The following is a 23,939-nucleotide window of genomic DNA, read 5'->3' on the forward strand; positions in this document are numbered from 1 at the left end:
ATTCCCTTGCGTTTTATTTTAAATTCTCCTCAAGCATGTCAAAGATATCTCCCATCTCGTCCATTTCAAGGTCTTCGGCGCTAAAGTCGCTTGGTGTGAATTCCTTGTCTTCTTTTTCCGTGCAATGGCGGATTAACATCAGGAGGTTTTCTTTAAACCGTTCCATTCGCTCTTCAATCGTGGCTCTTTCAAACTCCTTTTCATTGTAGGAGCAGGAAAGCACAAACCGGCCATTTCTGATCATGCCGCTGAAGCTTAAAGCGTACAGCGCCTCTGATTCTCCGCTTACTTGGCGCCCCATATCGAAAGCGGACGGTTCAAAGAAATCGGTTTTGACTTCACTGTCGAATTGGCCCAAATAGTTGAAGCTGATCTCCGGTGTGAAGCCCTTTGTTTCCGCTGTTTCTGTGAAATAACGAAGAATGCCGTAGCCAACACCTTTGTCCGGAATGCGGCGCAGGTTTTCTTTGACTGTTTTGATCACAGCCGAGGCATCTGCGTCAGATATGTCGAGCACAACAGGGTATTGTGCCGTAAACCAGCCGACCGTTCTGGAGATATTCACATTCGGGATAATGTCCTCCCGGCCGTGTCCCTCAAGGTTAATGCCAATTTTGGCCCCCTTTGTCCATTCTTTCATTGTCAAACCGAGCGCGCTGAGAAGAATATCGTTGATTTCAGTTCCATATGGCTGATGAACATCTGTTAAAAGATGTTTCGTGTCTTCTTCCGTTAATTCACATAGGACAGATGATGTATCCTTGACGATCCGCTGCTCTGTTTTACAATCCTTCGGTAAAGGAGAAACCTGTTCAGCGGCAATTTGCGACCAGTATTCAGCCTGCTGTAGAAGATGCGCTGATTGGCTGAATGCCGCCAGTTCTTCCGCCCAGTCCTTGAAGGAGTTTGTTTTTTGCGGGAAGACAAGGCTCTCTTCTTTCTCAGCCTGCATGTAGCCTGAAGCAAAGTCTTCAAGCAAAATCCGCCATGACACACCGTCGACCACGAGATGGTGTACAGCAATGAGCAGGTGATCCCCAGCTTCTGTGCGATATTGCTCCGCCTTTAGAAGCGGCCCGTTTTGCAGATCGAGACTGCTCTGCAGCTTGTTCGCGAGAATTTTAATCTGGCTTCTCAGCATCTCTTCATCGGAGCCGTACAGATCCACGATTTCGAAGCTGACCTCGCTCTCACCGATCGGTTGATACGCCTGAACGATGTGCCCGTTTTCCTCACGAAAGACCATACGGAGCGCGTCATGATGCTCGATCAGCGCCTGCAATGTTTTCTCCACCCGTTCAGGATCAAAGCCCTTCTTGGCGTGAAGCATCACCGATTGGTTCCAGTGGTGCTTGTTCGTGAAGTTCTTTTCAAAGAACCAGCGCTGGATCGGCGTCAGGATGACTTCGCCCTCCACCGGGCCTTGGTCTGCCTGTTTGCCTTCGGCACGCTCTACGTACTGGGTGAGCTCTTCGATCGTCGGATGCTGGAAGAGATCTTTCATTTCCAGCTTCCAGCCGTGCTGATTCAAGCGGCTCGCCATTTGAATTCCTTTGATGGAATCTCCGCCAAGCGAGAAGAAATTGTCGGTGACACCGACTTCAGCCATTCCAAGCACGTCCTGCCAGATGCCGGCAAGCAGCTCTTCCATGTCGGTCGTCGGCGCTTTGTATTCTCCGCTTCCCGCTTCGATGTCCGGCTCAGGCAAGGCTTTGCGGTCCACCTTGCCGTTTGCCGTAACCGGAAGCTCGTTCAGCGTCACCCAGAACGCCGGGATCATGTAATCCGGCAGGGTTTCCTTCAGTGCTGATTTCAGCGCTTCTATATCAGCTGTTTCCGGTGTGACATACGCCGCGATCGCTGTATTGCCGCCTTTATCTTTGACAGCTGCTGTTACCGCCGCATCCTGCACCTCAGAAAGCTGGGCGAGCTGGACTTCGATTTCTGAGAGCTCGATCCGGTAGCCGCGGACCTTGACCTGCTGGTCGATCCGGCCGATGTATTCGATGCCGCCGCCCGTCCATTTCACCAAATCGCCGGTGCGGTACATGCGCTCACCAGGCACAAACGGATCAGCGACAAACCGCTTCGCGGTTTCGTCTTCTCGATTCAGATAGCCGCGTGCCAGTCCGCGCCCCGCCACGCAAAGCTCTCCGGCTACGCCTTCCGGCTGCACCTGATTGCCCTCGCCGAGAATGTATACTCTCGTATTGGCGATCGCCCGTCCGATGGAAAGCGAGCCTTCCTCCGGATGGATTTCTGTACTCGTGGCAACGACCGTATTTTCTGTCGGCCCGTAGTTGTTGACGAGTGTGTACGGCTTTTTCACTGCCCGCTTCAGCTTGTCTCCTCCAGTGAGCAATACGCGAAGTGATGTGTTCTCAAGCTCCATGAACTGTTCCGCAAGCTGTGTCGGCAGGAACGTGATCGTTACGCCGTTCGTTTCGAAGTAATCGTTCAGGCGGACGATATCGAGGCGGATCGCTTCATCAATGACGTGAAGTTCAGCACCGATCGTCCAGGTCGGGAACATCTCCCAAATGGAAGCGTCGAACCCGAAGCCCGCGTACTTCGCACTGCGGTCCTCCGCTGTCATGCTGAACGCGTCGTGGTGCCAGAAGCACAGGTTCACAAGCGCATGGTGCTCGACCATGACACCCTTCGGCTGTCCGGTCGTTCCAGACGTGTAAATCATGTACGCCAAGTTCTCCGCGGTTACAGCCGTCTCTGGATTTCCCTCGTCGTTTTCATCAAGCGGCAGGCTTAGAATCGTGCGGCTTCCGTCGAGAAGAATGACATCTCCCGTAAAGCTGTCCGGCACTGAAATGCCTTCCTGTTTCAAGAGAAGCTTCGCGCCGCTGTCCTGTAAAATATACTCAATCCGCTGATCCGGGTAGTCAGGATCAATCGGCACAAACGCCGCTCCGGCTTTCAAGACGCCGAGCACCGCGGCGGACATTTCAAGCGACGGCTTCGTGAGAATGCCGACGCGGTCATCCGGGCTGATGCCGCAGTCCATCAGAATCCGCGCGAGACGGTTTGCCTTCGCATTCAGCTCGCCGTACGTCCAAGACTGGCCGTTGTATGTGACAGCCGGACAGTCTTTGTGGCACTGGACAGTCTCTTCGAATAGCTGATGAACCGTTTTGTCTGTCGGCACAGGCAGCGCTTTGCCCTTCCATGCCTCAAGAAGTGCTTGCTTTTCTGTCTCTGTGACAAGTGACAGGCTGGAAAGCGGCTGGTTCGGGTTATCCGCAACAGCCTTTAGTAGCCGCAGAACGTATTCGCTCCATTTTTCAACTGTTTCTTTCGCGAACAGATCTGTCGCATATTCGAGCTGCAAGCCAATGCCATTTTCATCAGTAAATCCGCCCAGTGTCAGATCAAACTTAGAAGTTCCCTGATGAGCCTCATAAGGTGAAATGCTCAGATTTTGCAATGTAAGCTGTTCTTTATCAGGGTTTTCTGTCGTCACCATCACATTAAACAATGGGTTTCGGCTCATATCCCGAGGGAGATCAAGCTGATTAACCAGATCTTCAAACGGATACTCCTGATGCTCAAACGCTGACATGTTCGTCTGCTTTGCTTGCTCCAAAAGCTCCGCAAATGTTTGCTGTTCTTTCGCTTCCATTCTCAGGGCAAGTGTATTGACGAACATTCCCGGCATGTCCTGAACATCAGCATTCGTCCGGCCGGCAGTAACGGAGCCGATGACGATATCCCGCTGTCCGGAAATTTTGCTTAAAAAGACGTGGAAAACAGCATGGAGCACCATGTGCAAGGTCGTTCCGGTTTCCGCAAGCAGTTTTTCTACCGCCTTTGCCGTCTCACTTCCCGTACGGAAACGGATCGTATCTCCTTTAAAGCTTTGCACAGGCGGACGGGCATAATCGAGCGGGAGATCAAGCTCTGGCAGCTCGCCAGAAAGAACCGACATCCAATACGCCTCATGCTCCTTCATCCGTTCTTTTTGCTCAGCTTCATTTTGCCAAACGGCGAAATCTTTATAATGAAGCGCCGGCTCCGGAAGCTGTTCTCCTTTGTAAAGCAGCGCCAATTCTTTTACAAAAATGCCTCTTGAGACGCCGTCTGCGATGATGTGATGCATATCTAAAAGCAGCAAATGTTTTTTCGCTTCTATTCGAAGCAAAGCTGCGCGAATGAGCGGTGCGTCGTTTAAGTCGAATGGCCGGATAAATTCCTTAATCTTTTGGTCCGCTTCGTCTTCTTTGGCTTCAAACACATGAAGATCAACCTCCGCCTTCTCAATGATGCGCTGAACAGGCTCACCATTGGCTTCCATAAATGATGTCCGCAATGATTCGTGACGGTTCACAAGCTGATTGAGTGAGTAACGCAGGCGCGAAATATCAAGCTCTCCTTCCATTAGAAGAACAGATGGCATGTTGTAGCTTATCGTCTGGCGGTCAAGCTGATTGAGCACGTACATCCGTTTCTGTGCGGATGACAATGGATATATAGCCTGCTTGTCAGCCGGTTTGAGGACTTGATGGCCGCCTGAAACGGCAGACGCCTCCATATAAGCCGCCAGCTGGCGAACAGTCGGCTGCTCGAACAGTGCTTTAAGCGGTACGCTTTTCTCCAATTCCGCCTGAATGTTGGCAATCAGCATCATCCCTTTTAATGAATGGCCGCCTAAATCGAAAAAATTGTCATCAATGCCGATGGCTTCTATGCCAAGTGTTTTCTGCCAAATGCGGCATAAACTTTCTTCAAGCGCTGTCTCCGGTGCGGCCAAGGCCTTGCCTCCGGATTGTGCCGCGTTAGGCTTCGGCAGAGCGTTTCTGTCGGTTTTTCCGTTTGCCGTCAGCGGAATCGCGTCAACCTGCACAAAGAAAGCAGGGATCATATGAGACGGCAGTGTTAGGGAAAGCTGGTACCGGAGCTCTGCTTTTTCAATATCTTGATCCGACGTATAATACGCGCAAAGCTCTTGAAGACCGCCCTCGGAAACCGCTAGTACAACCGCTTCTTGAATTCCGCTGAGGCTGAGCATGACCGTTTCAATTTCTTTCGGCTCAATGCGGTAGCCTCGGATTTTCACCTGATCATCAGCCCGGCCGATAAATGCAAGCGTACCGTCAGAAAGTCTTCGTACGACATCTCCGGTTTTGTACATGAGGCTTCCCGGCGAATATGGATTTTCTACAAATCTCTCGGCTGTCAGCTGAGGCCTGTTGAGATACCCTCTCGCAAGCCCCTGTCCCGTGATATAGAGCTGTCCGCTCGCTCCCGGCGGCACAAGCTTCAATGCTTCATTTAAGACAAGCGCGCCGGCATTCGCAATCGGGCGTCCGATTGTCGGGCGTTTCGCAAATGCATCCGGCTCAGACAGATCAACCCGCCCGGCAATGGCGCCGATCGTTGCTTCTGTCGGGCCGTAGTGATTGATAAATTCGGTATGTCCATACATCTTACGGAAGGCGAGAACATCAGTCGGGATGATTTTTTCTCCTCCCAAGACGATCAAGCGCAAGGATTCAAAGTTCGCATCTTTCGCAAAACTGGCGGTGTTCACTATTGTATGGAACAGAGACGGTGTCAGCTTGATATATGTGATCCCATGCTCCTTGATATAGTGCGCTATTTCATCCGGCGCCGTATAGGTTTCCTTCTGGACGATATGGAGCTCGCCCCCGCCCAGAAGTACAGGGAACATGCTCGTATAGCCAAGGTCAAATGCGTAAGATGAAAGCAATACAGTCTTATCATTTTCCGTCAGGCTCGCCTCTTCACTAAACCAAGAGACATAGTTTGTCAGATTACGATGCTCAATCTGCACGCCCTTTGGCTTTCCGGTCGTACCGGACGTATAAATGACGTATGCAAGATTGCGAGACCCGGAAATGGATGATGGGCGCTCCTTGCTTTCATTTCTCCATTTACCGTCATCAAGGCTGACGATTGTCCCTTCATATTGCCCAATAGCCGTCATGTTTCTTTCATTCACGACCGCAATTTTTGCTCCGCTGTCCTCTAATGAATAACGGATTCGTTCTTCAGGTGTATCAGGATCAATCGGAAGGAAAGCTGCCCCCGCCTTCATGACACCGAGAATCGATACCATGACTTCAGCTGACCGGTCCATAACAATCGCGACGATGTCTTCATTTCCGGCCCCTTGGGCACGAAGATGATGCGCCAGCTGGTTCGCCTGTTCATCAAGCTCGCGATAGGTCAGCAGATTTCCGCCAGCCTTCACCGCAGGATGGTCAGGTGTTTGCTGGGCCTGTTTTTCAAAAAGAGCGGCAAAGGTTGCTTCGGTAATTTGAGTCATATGTCTTTCTTCTAGCAAAGCAGCCGTTTCTGCAGATGAAAGCAGATCTACATCAGACAGCCGAACGTTCGGATTAGCCGCGGCCGCTTTGATGATATTGACAAAGTGGCGGCTCCAGCGGCGGATCGTCTCGTCCTTAAACAAGGCAGTCGCATAGTCAAAGCTTAGGCCGATATCCTCTTCACGCTCGACCGCCTCCAAGGAAAGATCAAATTTCGCAACATGATGAAGCATGGAATACGAGGAAATCTTCAAATCTCCTAATCTTAATGAAGGAATCTCCATATTCTGCATGTTGAACATCACGCTGAACAGCGGACTTCTGCTTGTATCCCTTGTAAGCGGAAGCTTTTCAATCAACTCCTCAAGCGGATAGCTCTGGTGCTCGAATGCTTGAAGGCTGGCTGTTTTGACCTCTTCAAGAAATTGCGCGAAGGTTTTATCTCCCGCTGGTGCCGTTCTGAGTGCCACCGTGTTGACAAACATACCCGGCACACCTTGCAGATCAGGATGTGTTCTGCCAGCTGTCGGCGAGCCAACAATGATATCATCCTGTGACGCGTACTTGGAAAGGAGTACATTGAACGCCGCCAGCAAAAACATGTACATTGTCGTATCTGTTTCTGCCATGAGCGATTTGATTTGAGCCGTGATTTGCTTATCAAGCCCAAACATCACGCGCTCTCCCGCAAAGCTCCGTTCAGCTGGCCGCTCGAAATCCGCGGGAAGATCCAGTATTGGCAGTTCGCCTTTAAAGACATCGAGCCAGTATTCCTCATCTTTTTGATAATTAGTTTGTTCTTTGTGCCAAACTGCGTAATCTTTATAGTGAATTTGTGGCAGTTCCAGATCTGCGCCTTGATATATTTTGGCAAGATCACCGATTAGAATGCCTGTTGAACTTCCGTCAGTAATAATATGATGCATATCAATGAGCAGCAGGTGGCGTTTTTCTTCCAGCTGGACAAGCTTCGAACGGACGAGCGGCGCGCGGTTTAATTCAAACGGCTGAACAAATGCTTTGATTATCTCTTCCGCGTCTTCTTCCCGTCCCTTGGCAGCCGCCAGCTGGAACGATATGTTTTTATGAACGGTTTGCACAACCTCTCCGTCGATCATGTCAAACGATGTACGGAGGATTTCGTGCCGGTTGATTAATTGCTGAATCGCGTTTTCAAGCCGGTCTTTATCTACTTCTCCCTCCAGCAGAAGTACAGCGGGGACGTTGTAGCTTGTGTTTGCTTGTCCAAGCTGATTGAGGATATACATTCTCCGCTGGGCCGGGGATACAGGATAATGCTGCTGATAAGATGCTTGCCTGATCGGTTCAAACGTCTGCTCCTCCTTGCTTTCGTTCTCTTCCAAATACAGTGCCAGTTCTTGAATAGTCGGCTTTTCAAAAAGCACTTTTATCGGAACTTCCTTATGAAAATGCTCTTGAATTTTCGCCGTCATCATCATCGCTTTCAAAGAATGGCCGCCGATCATAAAGAAGTTATCGGTAACGCCTGCTCTGACGCCGAGTATTCCTTCCCAGATCTCCGCTAATTTCTTTTCACTCTCTGTTTCTGGTGCTGCGTATTCCGGCTGCACGGCTTCTGATTGCGGTGCAGGCAGTTCTTTTTTGTTGATTTTCCCGTTTGGCGTGAGCGGCAGGCTGTCCATTTGAATCAGGTGGGCAGGGACCATATAGTCAGGCAAAGACTGAGACAGTGTTTTTCTCAGCTCGCTCACAGCCACTTCACGGTCCGCCGTAAAGTACGCGCAAATTTCATTTTCATCCGCTTTGTTCTTGCGGATGATCACCGCAGCCTCTGTCACATGCGCAGCCATGTTCAGTTTTGTTTCAATTTCGCCAAGCTCAATTCGGAAGCCGCGCACCTTCACTTGGTTGTCGATTCTGCCTAAAAATTCGATATTGCCGTCCGGCAGCCATCTTGCCAAGTCACCAGTGCGATAAATTCTCTCACCCGGTCTGAACGGATCTTCGAGAAATTGCTTCTCTGTCAGCTCAGGGAGATTGACATACCCACGCGCTACACCGATTCCGCCTACGCAAAGCTCACCAGGCGCGCCGATTGGCTGCAGGCATTGCTGCTCATCCAGGATGTAGGCAGTGGAATTACCGATCGGCTTCCCGATTGGGATAGAGCCGCCATACTCGCGGTCGATCAGAAAACTGGTTGAAAATGTCGTGTTTTCTGTCGGGCCGTATCCGTTCCACAATGAAAGCGACGGCGATGCCTGTTTTACTTTGCTGACAATATGCGGGACAAGGGCATCTCCGCCGATGATTAAATGGCGCAGTGTGCCGAACATACCCGCATCCTTTGCAGCAAGCTGGTTGAATAAAGGTGATGTCAGCCACATGGTTGTGATGCTTTGCTCACGCAGGAATGCAGCAAATTGTTTTGCATCAAGCAGCGTTTCTTTTTTGACTGGATAAAGCGCTGCGCCATTCAGCAGTGCGCCGAATACCTCAAACGTTCCGGCATCAAAGCTGACAGCTCCCGTTTGCGCCATGCGGTCCTCTTCAGTAACAGGAACGTACCCGGCATTTTTGACGAGGCGCAGAATGCTTTTATGTTCGATCATGACGCCTTTCGGTTTGCCCGTTGAACCGGATGTGTACATGATGTACGCCAAATCAGACGGGGCGGATGGCAGGTTGAGATTGTCAGCCGCTTCACTCTCTTCAAAGCCTATGTCCAGTGTAAGAACCGGCACTTGCAGCTGATGTGCCTGCCCTGTATAAGAATTTCCGGTCAAAACCATTCGAACGGAGCTGTCCTCTGCCATGAAACGAAGACGATCCCCCGGAAGCGCTGGATCAAGCGGCACATATGCGGCGCCTGCTTTTAACACAGCCAGGATGCCGACAACGGTTTCTACTGAGCGATCGTTCATAATCGCTGCTGTTTCCCCTTTTTGAAGGCCTTGTTCGACAAGCTTTCTCGCCAGACGGTTAGCGGCTGCATTCAGCTCGCGGTACGTCAGCTCGGTTCCTTCATATACGACGGCAGTGCTCGCCGGCGTCCGTTTCGCTTGCTCTTCAAACACTTGGTGAACAGCCATTCCTTCAGGGAGTTCGGCTTTCGTGCTGTTAAACACCTCGACAATTTGCCGCTGCTCTTCGTCTCCCACAAGCCCGTACTCACGCACAAAAGCGGCCGGCTGATCGACAGCTGCTTCCATCATGCGGGTAAGGTGCTCCGCTGTCCGTTCGATAAAAGCGGAATCAAAGGCGGCTCCGTTATATTTAATTTTGACGGTCCACGTTTTGCCCGGATACACAATCAGGTTGAAATCGAAGCTCGTTTGTTCAAATGCGCTTTCTACCTTAATCGAAAACCCGAGGCGGTCTTCCATGCTGCCGTTTTCAAGCTCTTGATCAAGCGGATAATTTTCAAACGCGACCAGATGGTTTAAGAGATTGCCATCAAGAGCTGAGCGTTTTTGAATCTCATAGAGCGGCACGTAATCGTAACGCTCTGCCTCTACTGCATGCTGCTGAACAGCTGTGAAAATATCAGCGAATGCAGCATCTCGTTCAACTTTCACCCGCACTGGAATGGTGTTGATAAACAGCCCCGCCATCGTTTCGATTCCGTTGATTTCAGACGGTCGTCCCGAGACGACCGTTCCGAAGACCACATCATCCGTAAAGTTGTATTTGCTGAGAACAATGCCCCAAACGGCCTGAAATAGGTTAGGCCCTGTCACTTGATGGAGATTTGCGGTTTGCTGAATACGGGCAACCAGTGTTTCGTCCCATGTAAATGAATATTCTTTATTGACGTATTCGTCTTTTTTCACAGGCAGGCGGCCCGGGAGCACGCTTGGCTGTTCAAAACCCGCCAAGCGCTCGCTCCAGTAGCTCTCCGCTTCTTCATTGTCCTGTTTTCCAAGCCACTTGATGTAATCGGAATAAGGCTTGCCCTGACTGTTTGCCGGTGTCCTGCCTGCTCTGAGCGCTTCATAGTTTTGGAACAGGCTTTTCATGAGGACGCCCATGCTCCAGCCGTCCATCATAATATGATGATTGCTCCAGACAAGATACAGCTGATCTGCAGCAAGGCGGAAAACCGCTACCTTGAACAATATGTCTTTTGCCAGGTTAAAGCCTTGGCGCTGAACGTCTTGTTTGTAACGCTCAATGTGCTCCTTCTGGCGGTTCTCGTCTGCATGACTGATATCCTCATAATGCACCTTTGTTTTGCGTTCCGCTAACACGACCTGACGCGGTTTTTGCAGCTGCTGATGCACAAATACCGTACGGAGAATATCGTATGACCGAATCAGTTCATTGACGCTTTTCTCAAAGATTTCAAGATCAAAAGCGCCGTGAATCCCAAGCTCTATTTGTGTGAAGTACGAGGAAGAATGCGGATCAAGCATCGCATGATACAGCATTCCCTCCTGCATTGGTGTCAGTGCGTACACCTTTTGAATCGATTTTTTGCTCATATGCCACCTCTATTAGAAAATTTCCATTAATTTATCCAGCTCATCCAGCGTCAAATCGTCGTCACCAAGATCACTCGGGGTCAGTTCCGTACCGTCTTGAGATAGGCAATGTTCAATGATTCTGAGAAGATGCGCTTTAAAGCTGTCACTGAATGTTTGTACTGTTTTTTCATGAAATTCAAGAGAATGATAGGCCAGTGACATCGTCAGTTTTCCGTTTTCGATATATCCAACAACATCCAGCGCATTCGGTTTTTCTGTTTCAGGGCTTAATGACTGTCCTGATGGCAGCTCTGATCTCGTAAACAAACCTGCATCCGACATTTCGTCAAACTGACCTAAATAGTTGAAGCTGACATCCGGCTGAATCGAGAACGCCACATCTTCTTTATGTTCCGGTGCCGTCAGATAGCGCAGAATGCCGTATCCGACTCCCTTATTCGGCACATGTCTGATATCTTCTTTCATTTGCTTCAGCTGGTAGCCCAGATCATCCGCATGCTTCATATCGAGCACCATTGGGTACATACTTGTAAACCAGCCGACTGTGCGGGAAATGGTCAGATCTTCTATGATTTCTTCACGTCCATGCCCCTCTAAATGAACACTTACTCGATCCTGACCCGTCCACTCCTTCATTGCCAATCCGAATGCCGTCAGCAAAATATCATTCATTTCTGTGTGATATGCCTCATGCACCTTTGTGGTGAGCTGTTCTGTCTCTTCAGCAGTCAGCGAGAATTCAATTGTCTTTGTATGTTTCATTCGCTGATCACCAGATTCGCGGTCTTTCGGAAGCTTTGCTGCGACTACTTGTTCTTCAAGCTGTCTCCAATACTCTTTTTCTTTCAAAAAGGCTTTGGAGTTCGCGAAGTCTTGCAATCTCTCTGCATACTCTGCAAATGAATGTGTTTTCTGCGGGAGAACCGGTTCATTGCCTTGCTCAAGCTGTGTATATACTGCGGCGAAATCCTCCAGTAAAATCCGCCACGACACGCCGTCAACCACTAAATGGTGAATGGCAAGAAGCAAGTGGTCTCCGTCTTCCGCTTGGAACAAGCCTGCTTTTAACAAGCCGCCTTCCTGCAAGTCGATGCTGCTTTGTAAACGCTCCGCTTCTCTCTCTATACGGTCTTCGTAATCTGCAGCTTGGCCCTCAATCTGGATGACCTCCAATTGAGCTGAAGCAGCTTCAAGACCTCTGTTGTATTGAATGACGTCTTCCTGTCCCTCACGGTAGACCATACGGAGCGCGTCATGATGCTCGATCAGCGCCTGCAACGTTTTCTCCACCCGTTCAGGATCAAAGCCCTTCGCGGCGTAAAGCATCACCGATTGGTTCCAGTGGTGCTTGTTCGTGAAGTTCTTTTCAAAGAACCAGCGCTGGATCGGCGTCAGGATGACTTCGCCCTCCACCGGGCCTTGGTCTGCCTGTTTGCCTTCGGCACGCTCTACGTACTGGGTAAGCTCTTCGATCGTCGGGTGCTGGAAAAGATCTTTCATTTCCAGCTTCCAGCCGTGCTGGTTCAAGCGGCTCGCCATTTGAATTCCTTTGATGGAATCTCCGCCAAGCGAGAAGAAATTGTCGGTGACACCGACTTCAGACATTCCAAGCACGTCCTGCCAGATGCCGGCAAGCAGTTCTTCCATGTCGGTCGTCGGCGCTTTGTATTCTCCGCTTCCCGCTTCGATGTCCGGCTCAGGCAAGGCTTTGCGGTCCACTTTGCCGTTTGCCGTAACCGGAAGCTCGTCCAGCGTCACCCAGAACGCCGGGATCATGTAATCCGGCAGGGTTTCCTTCAGTGCTGATTTCAGTGCTTCTATGTCAGCTGTTTCCGGGGTGACATACGCCGCGATCGCTGTATTGCCGCCTTTATCCTTGACAGCTGTCACCGCCGCATCCTGCACCTCAGAAAGCTGGGCGAGCTGGACTTCAATTTCTGAAAGCTCGATCCGGTAGCCGCGGACCTTGACCTGCTGGTCGATCCGGCCGATGTATTCGATGCCGCCGCCCGTCCATTTCACCAAATCGCCGGTGCGGTACATGCGCTCACCCGGCACAAACGGATCAGCGACAAACCGCTTCGCGGTTTCGTCTTCTCGATTCAGATAGCCTCGTGCCAGTCCGCGCCCCGCCACGCAAAGCTCTCCGGCTACGCCTTCCGGCTGCACCTGATTGCCCTCGCCGAGAATGTATACTCTCGTATTGGCAATGGCCTTTCCGATGGAAAGTGAGCCTTCCTCCGGATGGATTTCTGTACTCGTGGCAACGACCGTATTCTCTGTCGGCCCGTAGTTATTGACGAGTGTGTACGGCTTTTTCACTGCGCGCTTCAGCTTGTCTCCTCCAGTGAGCAATACGCGAAGTGATGTGTTCTCAAGCTCCATGAACTGTTCCGCAAGCTGTGTCGGCAGGAACGTGATCGTTACGCCGTTCGTTTCGAAGTAATTGTTCAGGCGGACGATATCGAGGCGGATCGCTTCATCAATGACGTGAAGCTCAGCGCCGATCGTCCAAGTCGGGAACATCTCCCAAATGGAAGCGTCGAATCCAAAGCCCGCGTACTTCGCACTGCGGTCCTCCGCTGTCATGCTGAACGCGTCGTGGTGCCAGAAGCACAGGTTCACAAGCGCATGGTGCTCGACCATGACACCCTTCGGCTGTCCGGTCGTTCCAGACGTGTAAATCATGTACGCCAAGTTCTCCGCGGTTACAGCCGTCTCTGGATTTCCCTCGTCGTTTTCATCAAGCGGCAGGCTTAGAATCGTGCGGCTTCCGTCGAGAAGAATGACATCTCCCGTATAGCTGTCCGGCACTGAAATGCCTTCCTGTTTCAAGAGGAGCTTCGCGCCGCTGTCCTGTAAAATATACTCAATCCGCTGATCCGGGTAGTCAGGATCAATCGGCACAAACGCCGCTCCGGCTTTCAAGACGCCGAGCACCGCGGCGGACATTTCAAGCGACGGCTTCGTGAGAATGCCGACGCGGTCATCCGGGCTGATGCCGCAGTCCATCAGAATCCGCGCGAGACGGTTTGCCTTCGCATTCAGCTCGCCGTACGTCCAAGACTGGCCGTTGTATGTGACAGCCGGGCGGTCTTTGTGGCGCTGGACAGTCTCTTCGAATAGCTGATGAACTGTTTTGTCTGTCGGCACAGGCAGCGCCTTGCCCTTCCATGCCTCAAGAAGCGCTTGCTTTTCTGTCTCTGTGACCAGTGACAGGCTGGAAAGCGGCTGGTTCGGGTTCCCAGTAACTGCATCTAAAAGCTCCATCCAATATTGCTTCCATCGTTCAATCGTTTCCTGCTTAAACAGAGCTGTATTGTATTCGAGTACGAATGTAAGCCCTCCGTCGGTTTCGTCAACCGTCAGCGTGAGGTCAAACTTGGCTGTTTTCCGTTCAAACGGATGCGGCTCAAGCTGAATCCCTTTCATTGTTAAATCCTTTATATTCGCATTTTGCATTGAAAAAACTGCATCGAATAACGGGTTTCTGCTTGTGTCACGCTGAACTTGAACATTTCCGATCAAATCCTCAAGCGGGTAATCCTGCGCATCAAAAGCGCTGAGTGCCGTTTCTTTCACTTCGTTAAGATAGTCAGCAAAGGTCTTTTCACCCTTCGGATACGTGCGAAGCGCCAATGTATTGACGAACATTCCGATGACGCGGCTGACGTCCGCTTGAGATCGTCCGGCCACAGGTGAACCGACGATGATATCGTCTTGCCCGCTAAGTTTTGATAAAAATGCACTGTATGAAGCCAGAAGCACCATGTAAAGCGTGGAATCCGTTTCTTTTGCAAGCCTGCGCAGAGCATCAGCTTTGCCTGCTTCTAATGAAAATGCAATGCGGTCTCCCTCAAATGTTTGAACGGCAGGCCGACTGTAATCAGTCGGAAGCGTCAGCACCGGCAGCTCTCCGTCCAGCTCCTTCAGCCAATGCTCTTCTTGCTTCTTGTAAAGCTCAGACTGAATGAACTGCTGCTGCCACACGGCATAATCCTTATATTGAATACGGAGCGGCTCAAGGGTTTCTCCGTCGTACAGCTTTGAAAGCTCCTCAATCAGCACACCGACAGATGCACCATCAGAAATAATATGATGCATATCGAACAGCAGCACATGCTCAGTGTCTGAATGCTTGATAAGCCCTATTCTGAACAGTGGAAGTTGGTCGATTTTGAAAGGCTTAATAAACTCAGAAACGATCCGCTCTGTCTCTTCTTCCGGGGCTTCGAAATAGGCTATCTCGCACTCAGCCTCTTCCCAGATCCGCTGCACCGTTTCTCCATCTTTTATTTCAAACGTGGTTCTCAAGGCTTCATGACGCTGCATTAACTGCTGCATGACGCTGTTAAGCCTTTCAACATCAAGCTCACCTGTCAGGCGCAGAACCGCCGGCATGTTATAGCTCGTTTGCGCATCCTCAAGCTGCTGAAGCACGTACATCCGTTTTTGCGGTGAAGAAACAGGATACGTATCTTGTTTCTCTGCCGGGCTGATACTTGCGGCTGTCCCTTTTTCAGCAGAGGCAATCACCTGTGCCAAGCCCTCAACCGTCGGTGATTGGAAGAGATCCTTGAGTGACAGCTCAACGCCCAGTTCCTGATGAACCAAGGCAAGCATCTTCATGCCTGCTAATGAATGTCCGCCAATGTCAAAGAAGTGGTCATAAACGCCGACTTGTTCTGCCTGAAGCACCTGTGCCCAAATGTCTGCGACTTTTTGTTCCGTTCCATTGCGTGGCGCAACATATGAAACACCTCTTGAAACGTTGGCATCAGGAATCGGCAGCGCTCTCCGGTCAATTTTTCCGTTCCCTGTCAGCGGCAGCTCGTCCATTTGGATAAACACCGCAGGAACCATATATGCCGGCAAGTCCTTCGCAGCATGCTCTCTCATCTCTTGTGATGAGATGTCTCCCTCTCCGACATAGTAAGCACACAACAGTTTATCTCCCGCTCCTTGATCAACGGCAAGCACAACACTTTCCTGAACACGATCATGGGTTTGCAGCTGATGTTCGATTTCTCCAAGCTCGATGCGCTGTCCGCGAATCTTCACCTGATGGTCGATTCGCCCGATAAATTCGATGTCGCCATTCGGCAGCCATCTCGCAAGGTCTCCCGTTTTATACATGCGTTCGCCGGATGTAAACGGATGGGGAACAAATTTCTCCTCAGTCAGTTCTGGACGGTTGTAATAGCCTTTCACGAGTCCTTCGCCGCTGACGCAAAGCTCTCCGGCAATCCCGGCAGGCTGCACGTGTCCCGTACGGTCAAGAATGTATACTTCCGTATTGCTGACCGGTTTTCCAATCGGAACAGACAGCGTGTGCTCCTCCAATTCATCAACCGGATGATACGTCGCGAAAACCGTGCTTTCAGACGGTCCATACATGTGAAGGAGCTTGCCCTTTCCAACCGTTTGCAAAGCTTTTCTGACATGCTCAACCGAGGCCCGTTCCCCGCCAAACATAATCTTGCGAAGCGTTGACAAGCATGCCGGATTCAAGTCCACAAGCAAGTGGAACAAAGCGGTTGTAATCATGAGAATGCTGATGTTCTCCCGTTCAATGACGCGGGACAGGCGAGCCATGTCCAAAACGGTTTCCTTCGGTATCAGCACCAGCTTGGCTCCGTTTAACAAAGAGCCGAACATATCGAACATAAACGCGTCAAACACGTAATTGGAAAGACCGAGAATCGTATCCTGTTCTGTAATGCTGAGATAATTCGTTTCCTTCACCGTGCGGAGGATATTGGCATGTGTCACGATATTCCCCTTAGGTGTTCCAGTCGTTCCGGAAGTATACGTCAGGTTGGCCATTGCTGCAGAATCAAGAGGCAGTGCGAGATTTCGCGCATCGGCATGATAGCTTTCTTCCTCATCGGCTAGCACGATAACGCCCTTAAATTCCGCTTCTTCCGCCAAAGCCTTTAATTTCCTCTGAGTGAGAAGCACCTTTGCTCCGCTGTCACGGAAGAAATGCTGCATCCGCTGAATCGGATGTTCCGGATCGATCGGAACATAAGCCGAACCTGATTTTAATACTGCCAAGATCGACACAATCATATCCATTGACCGCTCGCATAAGACAGCCGCAGTTCTGCCTTCGCCAGCTCCAAGAGAAAGAATGCCGCGGGCTAAACGATTGGCCCGTTCATTCAGTTCACGATAAGTGAGTGATTCGCCTTCATATTGAAGCGCAGTGTGGTCTGGCGTATTCGCCGCTTGCTCCTCAAACAGCTGAACAATTGTTTTATCTTTCGGATAAGGTGTTCTGCCCGGGTTAAACTGCTGAATTTGCGAAGCGGCCTCCTCTTCAGAAAGAAGCTTATACTCGGAAATCGGCTTCTCTGGATCAGCCGCAGCATCTTCAAGCAAACGCGCAAAATGCGTAAGCAGCCTGTCTGCCGTGCTTTGTTTAAACAGCTTCGTGCTGTAATCCAAATCAAGCTCAATGCCTTCATCGGTTTCTCTCGCCTGCACCGTCAAATCAAATTTGGCAATCTTGAAATTGGTCTCATGAACAGACAAGGACAGATCGCCGACAGCCGGAATGCCCTCTGTCGCGTTTTGAAGGCTGAACATCGTGTCAAACAGCGGATGCCTGCTAACATCACGCGGGATGTTCAATTCTTCAACAAGCCACTCAAACGGATAGTCCTGATGAGAAAAGGCATTCAGCACCCGTTTGCGGACACGCGAGATCAATTGGGTAAACGTCTCATCCTGCTTCACCTCACTGCGAAGCGCAAGCGTATTGACGAACATCCCGATAATGCCCTCTGTATCGGAGTGATTTCTGCCCGCTGACGGCGTCCCGACAATGATGTCATCCTGTCCCGTATACTTTGACAAAAGCGTATAGTAAGCGGAAAGCATCACCATATACAAAGTGGCGCCGTTTTGTTCAGCCAAACGATTGAGGCGATCCTTTACCCCCGCATCCAGCTTGATTGACACCCGATCCCCTTCAAAGCTTTGGACAGGCGGTCTTGGATAATCGGACAGAAGCTGAAGCACCGGTATCTCGCCTGCAAAGACTTCCTTCCAATAAGCCTGGTCCTTCTTGTACCCTTCAGCAGCCTGTCTGCTTTGCCATACAGCGTAGTCCTTATACTGGAGACGAAGCTCAGGAAGCTGTTCGCCTTTATAAATGCGTGCTAACTCCTCCAGCATAATGCCAATGGATACACCGTCAGAAATCAAATGGTGCATGTCAAACAGCAGCATATGACGGTTCTCTTCAAGCCCCAGCAAACCGATTCTGAACAGCGGAGCTTTCGCCAAATCAAATGTCCGAACGAATGAAGCCATAATTGCCTCATCTGAGCGGCCGCCTCTTTCAATCATTTCGATGTTGAAATCAACGCTATCGTGAATGTTCTGTCTCGGCGTGCTGTTTTCAAGAACAAATGATGTTCTCAATGACTCGTGGCGTCGGATTAATCCCTGAAATGCGCGCTCCAGCTTTTGAATATCTAAAGGCCCTTCCAGAATTGCTGCTGCCGGCATGTTGTAGCCGACTCCCGCATCCTCGAACTGGCTGACGATATATGTTCGCTGCTGTGCCAGGGAAAGCGGGTAATGCTCCTGTTTTTCAGCAGGTTCAATCACCGCAAAAGCTTTGCTTTCTCTGTGATCAGCTTCCTCTGCAAGAGCCGCAATCGTCGGATGCTCAAACAAAAATTGAAGCGGAATCTCGATGCCTGTTTCCTTATGAATCTTTGTTAAAAGGGTCATGGCCTTCAATGAATGCCCGCCCGTTTCAAAGAAATTGTCAAAAATCCCCGCCTTCTCAACGTTCAGCACGTCCTGCCAAATGGCTGCGATTGCTTTTTCAGTCTCATTTCGCGGCGCTGTATAGGCAGTGCCGCTGACAGCCTTCACCTCTAGTGCAAACAGCTTGCGGCGGTCGACTTTGCCGCTTGGCGTAAGCGGAATTTCTGTCACTTCTGTAAAGTAAGCCGGCACCATATAGTCAGGAAGCTGTCTGGCCGCATGCTCCCTCAAACCGGCTGGCGCAAATTCGCTTCCAGGCTTCTGCACAACATATGCGCAAACCTCAAGATTTCCCTGTTCGTCAGGGCGTGCCAAAACAACGGCTTTTGCAACGTCTGGCGCCTGCTGAATCACGGCTTCAATTTCCCCAAGCTCAATCCGGTATCCGCGGACTTTGACCTGGTCGTCCTCTCTGCCTAAATATTCGATTGTTCCATCTGGAAGCCAGCGCACCACATCCCCGGTCCGGTACATGCGATCGCCCGGCACGAATGGATCTTGTAAAAACTTTTCTTCCGTTAATTCAGGCAAATGCAAATAGCCTCGGCCCACACCGTCTCCCGCGATATAAAGCTCGCCCGCCACGCCTTCAGGCTGTAGCCGGCCTTTTTGATCCAAAATATATAAGCGATTGTTCCCCAGCGCTTTCCCGATCGGCACATACGCTGATTGAACTGCACTCTCAGGGATAACCGGATGAACAGACGCGTCAACGCACGTTTCAGTCGGCCCGTATACATTGGTCAAACGCGGCGCTGTGCCTGCTTCTTTAAACAGCTTCAGCAGCTTGTCCGCAACAACAGATGACAGGCCTTCTCCTCCGATCAGCATGTGCTTCAGTTTTAGGCCTTCAAAATCGCCTGCTGCTGCCAGCATTTGCAAATGAGCCGGTGTTCCGTCCGTCGCCTCAATGCTGTTCTTCCGATAATATGCAGTAAGGGCGGCCCCGTTCGTCACTGTTTTCTTCGGTACGATATAAAGGGTTTGTCCCAAAAGAAGCGACGCGAAGATCTGCTTCACTGACGCATCGAAGTGGAACGGCGCAAGCAATGCCATCCGCAGGGTTTGGCTGCCGCTTTGATAAATCGTCTGCTGCAGAGATTCAACCAAATGATGAACCTGGCGATGCTCGATCATAACGCCTTTCGGGCGTCCGGTTGTTCCCGATGTGTAAATAATGTAGGCAAGGTTCCGTGCGTTCACATCTGCATTCAGGCTTTCCTCTGCACCTTCCGCAATCGCCTGATCTAAGTCAACCAGCTCAGCATCGGCTTCAGGCGCCGCAACCTTCGATTCAGTCAGGATGAAGTCCGCCCCGCAGTCCTCCAAAATATATTGAATGCGCTCAGCAGGAAAACCCGGATCAATCGGCACATAGGCTCCGCCGGCTTTTAAAATCCCCATGATAGCTGTAATCATCCGTTCAGAACGTTCAATCAAAACCGCAACAGGACTGTCCGGGCCAACCCCTTTCTGTTTCAGCACATTGGCGATGTGTGCGGATTGTTCATGTAACATTCGATAGGACAATGTACGACCTTCAAATACAACCGCTGGATGATCTGAAAGCTGCTCAGCCTTTTCTTGGAACAGTTCCGGGATCGTCATGTCCTTACGGTAGCTCACAGATTCACCGCCGGCCCTCGCAAGCAGCTTCTCTTTCTCCGCATCAGAAATCATCGTTAATTCATCAATTGTATGTTCTGGATGCGTTAACGCGTTCTCCAGCATCGTAATCATGCGCTCACAAATCATGTTGATTTCTTCACGTGAAAATAAATCAGTGCGGTAATCAAAATCGATGGTGAGTTTCCCAATATCCCATCGATCCTTCACATGGATCGAGACATCATTTAATCCGCTGCCGCTGAAAATCGGCTCAGTCAAAAAGGCAAGGTCCTCTTCTTTTTGCCACTGCATCACCTGATATTCAAGAGAAACAGTAAACAGCTTGGTCAGAGAGCTCTTTGTTTCACGCAAATCGTTGATCAGGAGATTATACGGGTACTTTTGGTGGCGGAGTGTCTTCATGAGATCCTTCATCCGGTCTTTGACAAATTCTGAAAAAGCCTGCCCGCCGTCAATGTTTGTCCGAAGCGGAACCGTAGAAACAAACATGCCAAGCATCTGCTTCTCTTTCGCATTTGTCCGGTTGCCCATAAAGGTTCCCGTCACAACATCATTCTGGCCGCTGACCCTGTACAAATAGGCGGCGAGCAGCGATTGAAATACCGAAAGAACACTGACTTTATTCGCCTCACAAAACGACAGAATCTGCTTATGAAGCGCTTCAGGCACATCTTTAGAGAACCTCTCAGCATCTAAACTTCCCCCTGCGGATGCATTCCGTTTCAGGGAAACAAGTTCAGGCACCGATTCAAATTGCTTGTTCCAAAACGCCTTGTCCTTTTCAAACCGCTTCGATTGAGCATATTCCTGTTCAGATAAAACATGATCGATAAATGAATGCGAGATTCCTTCTTTTGTCTCTGAGCCGCTGGCTAATTCTAAATAAATGTGCATGATCGCATTCCCGAGAATATTCATGGAGATACCATCAGAAATCACGTGATGAACATTTGCGTAAAACCACACTTCATTTTCCTTTATGGTGAACAAGGAAAAACGGAACAAATCACAATCGTATAGCGGCAAAGGTTTCTTCGTTTCCTCCCGGCTCCATTGTGAAATAAACTCTATCGCATTCGGATCTTCAGTAGTGTCAGTATGTTTTATATCAACAGGCCGATACTCGCTAATATATTGAACAGGCTCCCCGTTTTCATCTAGCCGCAAACGAAGGCGCATGGCGTCATTTCTGCGAATAAACTCTTGAATCGCCTGCTCAACAAGCACATAATCAATCGCATCAGCTGAAACCAGCTTACCAATCCCCGCAAGATTTGAAATGCTCGTGTGAGGATAAAATTTTTCTGTGTACCAAATTCGTTTTTGTGCATCCGTTAAAGGGTAAAAAGTTATTTCCATATTGTCATACCTCCCCTAATCTTTATAAGCAGTGAACATGTGCAACGCATTTTCTCTTTCTTATCCATATCAGCTTTTAATTCTTATGAACTAACAGCCGAAATAGCCCAAAGTACTACACTTAAAAAGCAGTACTTCCAAACAAAAAAACAGATTGCCGCTATAAAAACGGGCAGCCGTCAGTCAGCATTGCGGCGTTTAACATAAGCGGATAAAGACCGCAAGATCCCCTATCCTAATAGGAAACAATTTTGGCTATTTATTCATTGTTTTCAATATTTTTTATCTTACTACCGTTCACTTTAAATGAAAAAAATGTTTTTATCACCGAAAAATGGGTGAAAAGTTTCATGCGGGATGCCGAAAGATTCCAGTTTATTTACAGGGATATTTTTGCGGGATGCCGCAATCATTTCCACTAAACATTATTTACAGAAAAATAAAAATTTTTAAACCGAACTGCTGCGTTCAATCTTTTTTTATTGCTGACTGCAATTTACAATCTTTACATGACTATGTGTACCGCGCAAAAACCGAAAAAAAGGCAAAAAAAAGACACCCTTGCGAAGAGCGTCTTACAACGATTCTTTCATGACATTTTTGTCGATATCAATCAATTCCATATAGCCTTTCCCCCACTCATACATGGCTTCAAGAATAGGCATGAGGCTTTCTCCGTGCGGGGTCAGAGAATATTCAACCTTCGGCGGGACAACCGGATACACTTCCCTGTGAACAATCATATCCTGCTCAAGCTCTCTCAGCTGATTCACGAGGATCTTCTGCGTAATATCAGGAATCAATGTTTTTAATTCATTGAACCGTTTTGTGCCTTCTTTTCCTAAATGCCATAAAATGAGCATTTTCCATTTACCGCCAATCACTGCAAGCGTTAATTCCTTCTCACAATTAAACCTTTTGTCGTCCATCCGGCTCAATAGAATCCCCCCTTAGTAACCTTTTTGTATGTTAGATACGTATCATCACTTACTTACTTTTTTGCAGACTCTTTTTTCATTATACTCACTCATAAAATCAAGCGAAAGAAATCTGATTGCCTCTCCTCACAGTATCCTCCAAGTAACTTGTTGACTTCAAAGTGCCTACTTCTCAACAAAAGAGGGAACCTATAGAATGAACAATAATTCGAAAAAGGGAGTGGATCAACAATGGAATTACAGCTTGCATTAGACCTCGTCAACATTCCAGAAGCCATTGAGCTTGTCAAAGAGGTAGAACAATACATCGACGTAGTTGAAATCGGAACACCGGTCGTCATTAATGAAGGCCTAAGAGCCGTTAAAGAAATAAAAGAAGCATTTCCTCAATTGAAGGTTCTTGCAGACCTGAAAATCATGGATGCCGGAGGCTACGAAATTATGAAAGCGTCGGAAGCAGGCGCTGACATCATCACCGTTTTAGGGGCTACAGACGACGCAACGATTAAAGGCGCAGTAGAAGAAGCCAAAAAACAAAAGAAGAAAATTTTAGTGGACATGATTAACGTGAAAGATATCGAGTCCCGTGCGCAAGAAATTGACGCACTCGGTGTTGACTACATCTGCGTCCACACTGGCTATGATCTTCAAGCAGAGGGCAAGAACTCTTTCGAAGAATTAACGACAATCAAAAACACCGTAAAAAACGCAAAAACCGCAATCGCGGGCGGCATCAAACTTGATACACTACCAGAAGTGATCCAGCAAAAGCCTGACCTTGTCATTGTCGGGGGCGGAATTACAAGCGCAGCTGATAAGGCGGAAACAGCTTCAAAAATGAAGCAGCTGATTGCCCAAGGATAACTCCGATGAAAACGACTGAATACGTAGCGGAAATTCTCAATGAGTTACACCGTTCAGCAGCTTATATTTCTAATGAAGAGGCTGACCAGCTTGCCGATCACATTCTTTCATCCCACCAAATTTTCACTGCGGGTGCGGGGCGGTCTGGCCTGATGGCAAAATCCTTCGCGATGAGATTGATGCACATGGGCTTCAACGCCCATATAGTAGGTGAGATTCTCACTCCGCCGCTCGCCGAAGGAGATCTAGTTATTATCGGCTCAGGATCAGGCGAGACAAAGAGCTTGATTCATACCGCAGCAAAAGCAAAAAGCTTACACGGAATTGTTGCAGCTTTAACCATCAATCCGGAATCAAGCATCGGAAAACAAGCGGACCTCATCATCAGAATGCCTGGTTCTCCTAAAGACCAGTCAAACGGAAGCTATAAAACCATTCAGCCAATGGGATCATTATTTGAACAAACTTTGCTGCTCTTCTATGATGCAGTGATTTTAAAACTCATGGAGAAAAAAGCACTCGATTCTGAAACTATGTTCACTCACCACGCAAACCTTGAATAGCATCACACAACCGGCCTGAAAATCAGGCCG

5 protein-coding genes are annotated in these 23,939 nt (G+C 49.4%); 2 read left to right on the forward strand and 3 right to left on the reverse strand.

The features are described from left to right. Positions 1–13: 13 nt before the first annotated feature. The 3 genes from srfAB to hxlR all read right to left on the reverse strand — a co-directional run bounded on the left by srfAB (position 14) and on the right by hxlR (position 22,482). Complete coding sequence (gene srfAB, locus FB592_RS21315; protein WP_141949518.1) at positions 14–10,768, reverse strand: surfactin non-ribosomal peptide synthetase SrfAB; 10,755 nt, start codon at positions 10,766–10,768, stop codon at positions 14–16. A 12-nt stretch (positions 10,769–10,780) separates the two neighbouring features. Next, complete coding sequence (gene srfAA, locus FB592_RS11255) at positions 10,781–21,544, reverse strand: surfactin non-ribosomal peptide synthetase SrfAA (protein ID WP_141949519.1); 10,764 nt, start codon at positions 21,542–21,544, stop codon at positions 10,781–10,783. Positions 21,545–22,119: 575 nt separating this feature from the next. Next, on the reverse strand, positions 22,120–22,482 hold the full coding sequence (hxlR, locus tag FB592_RS11260) for a transcriptional activator HxlR (protein ID WP_003246265.1): 363 nt from the start codon (positions 22,480–22,482) through the stop codon (positions 22,120–22,122). A 231-nt stretch (positions 22,483–22,713) separates the two neighbouring features. Here hxlR and hxlA point away from each other — a divergent pair, with 231 nt between their 5' ends. Both hxlA and hxlB read left to right on the forward strand, forming a co-directional pair. Beyond that, the gene (gene hxlA / locus FB592_RS11265) at positions 22,714–23,346 is read left to right on the forward strand and encodes a 3-hexulose-6-phosphate synthase (protein ID WP_021481819.1); all 633 of its coding nucleotides are present in this window, start codon (positions 22,714–22,716) and stop codon (positions 23,344–23,346) included. Positions 23,347–23,351: 5 nt separating this feature from the next. After that, positions 23,352–23,909 carry a 6-phospho-3-hexuloisomerase gene (gene hxlB / locus FB592_RS11270; protein ID WP_021481820.1) on the forward strand — a complete coding sequence of 186 codons (558 nt, stop codon included), beginning with the start codon at positions 23,352–23,354 and terminating at the stop codon, positions 23,907–23,909. Positions 23,910–23,939: the final 30 nt, after the last annotated feature.

Origin of the sequence: Bacillus sp. SJZ110, from assembly GCF_006715455.1 — a bacterium.
Taxonomy (GTDB): Bacteria; Bacillota; Bacilli; order Bacillales; family Bacillaceae; genus Bacillus; species Bacillus subtilis.

Coding starts and splice junctions, on each gene's coding strand:
- srfAB (WP_141949518.1), bottom strand. CDS start 10,768: ATGAGCAAAAAATCGATTCAAAAGGTGTACGCACTGACACCAATGCAG.
- srfAA (WP_141949519.1), bottom strand. CDS start 21,544: ATGGAAATAACTTTTTACCCTTTAACGGATGCACAAAAACGAATTTGG.
- hxlA (WP_021481819.1), top strand. CDS start 22,714: ATGGAATTACAGCTTGCATTAGACCTCGTCAACATTCCAGAAGCCATT.
- hxlB (WP_021481820.1), top strand. CDS start 23,352: ATGAAAACGACTGAATACGTAGCGGAAATTCTCAATGAGTTACACCGT.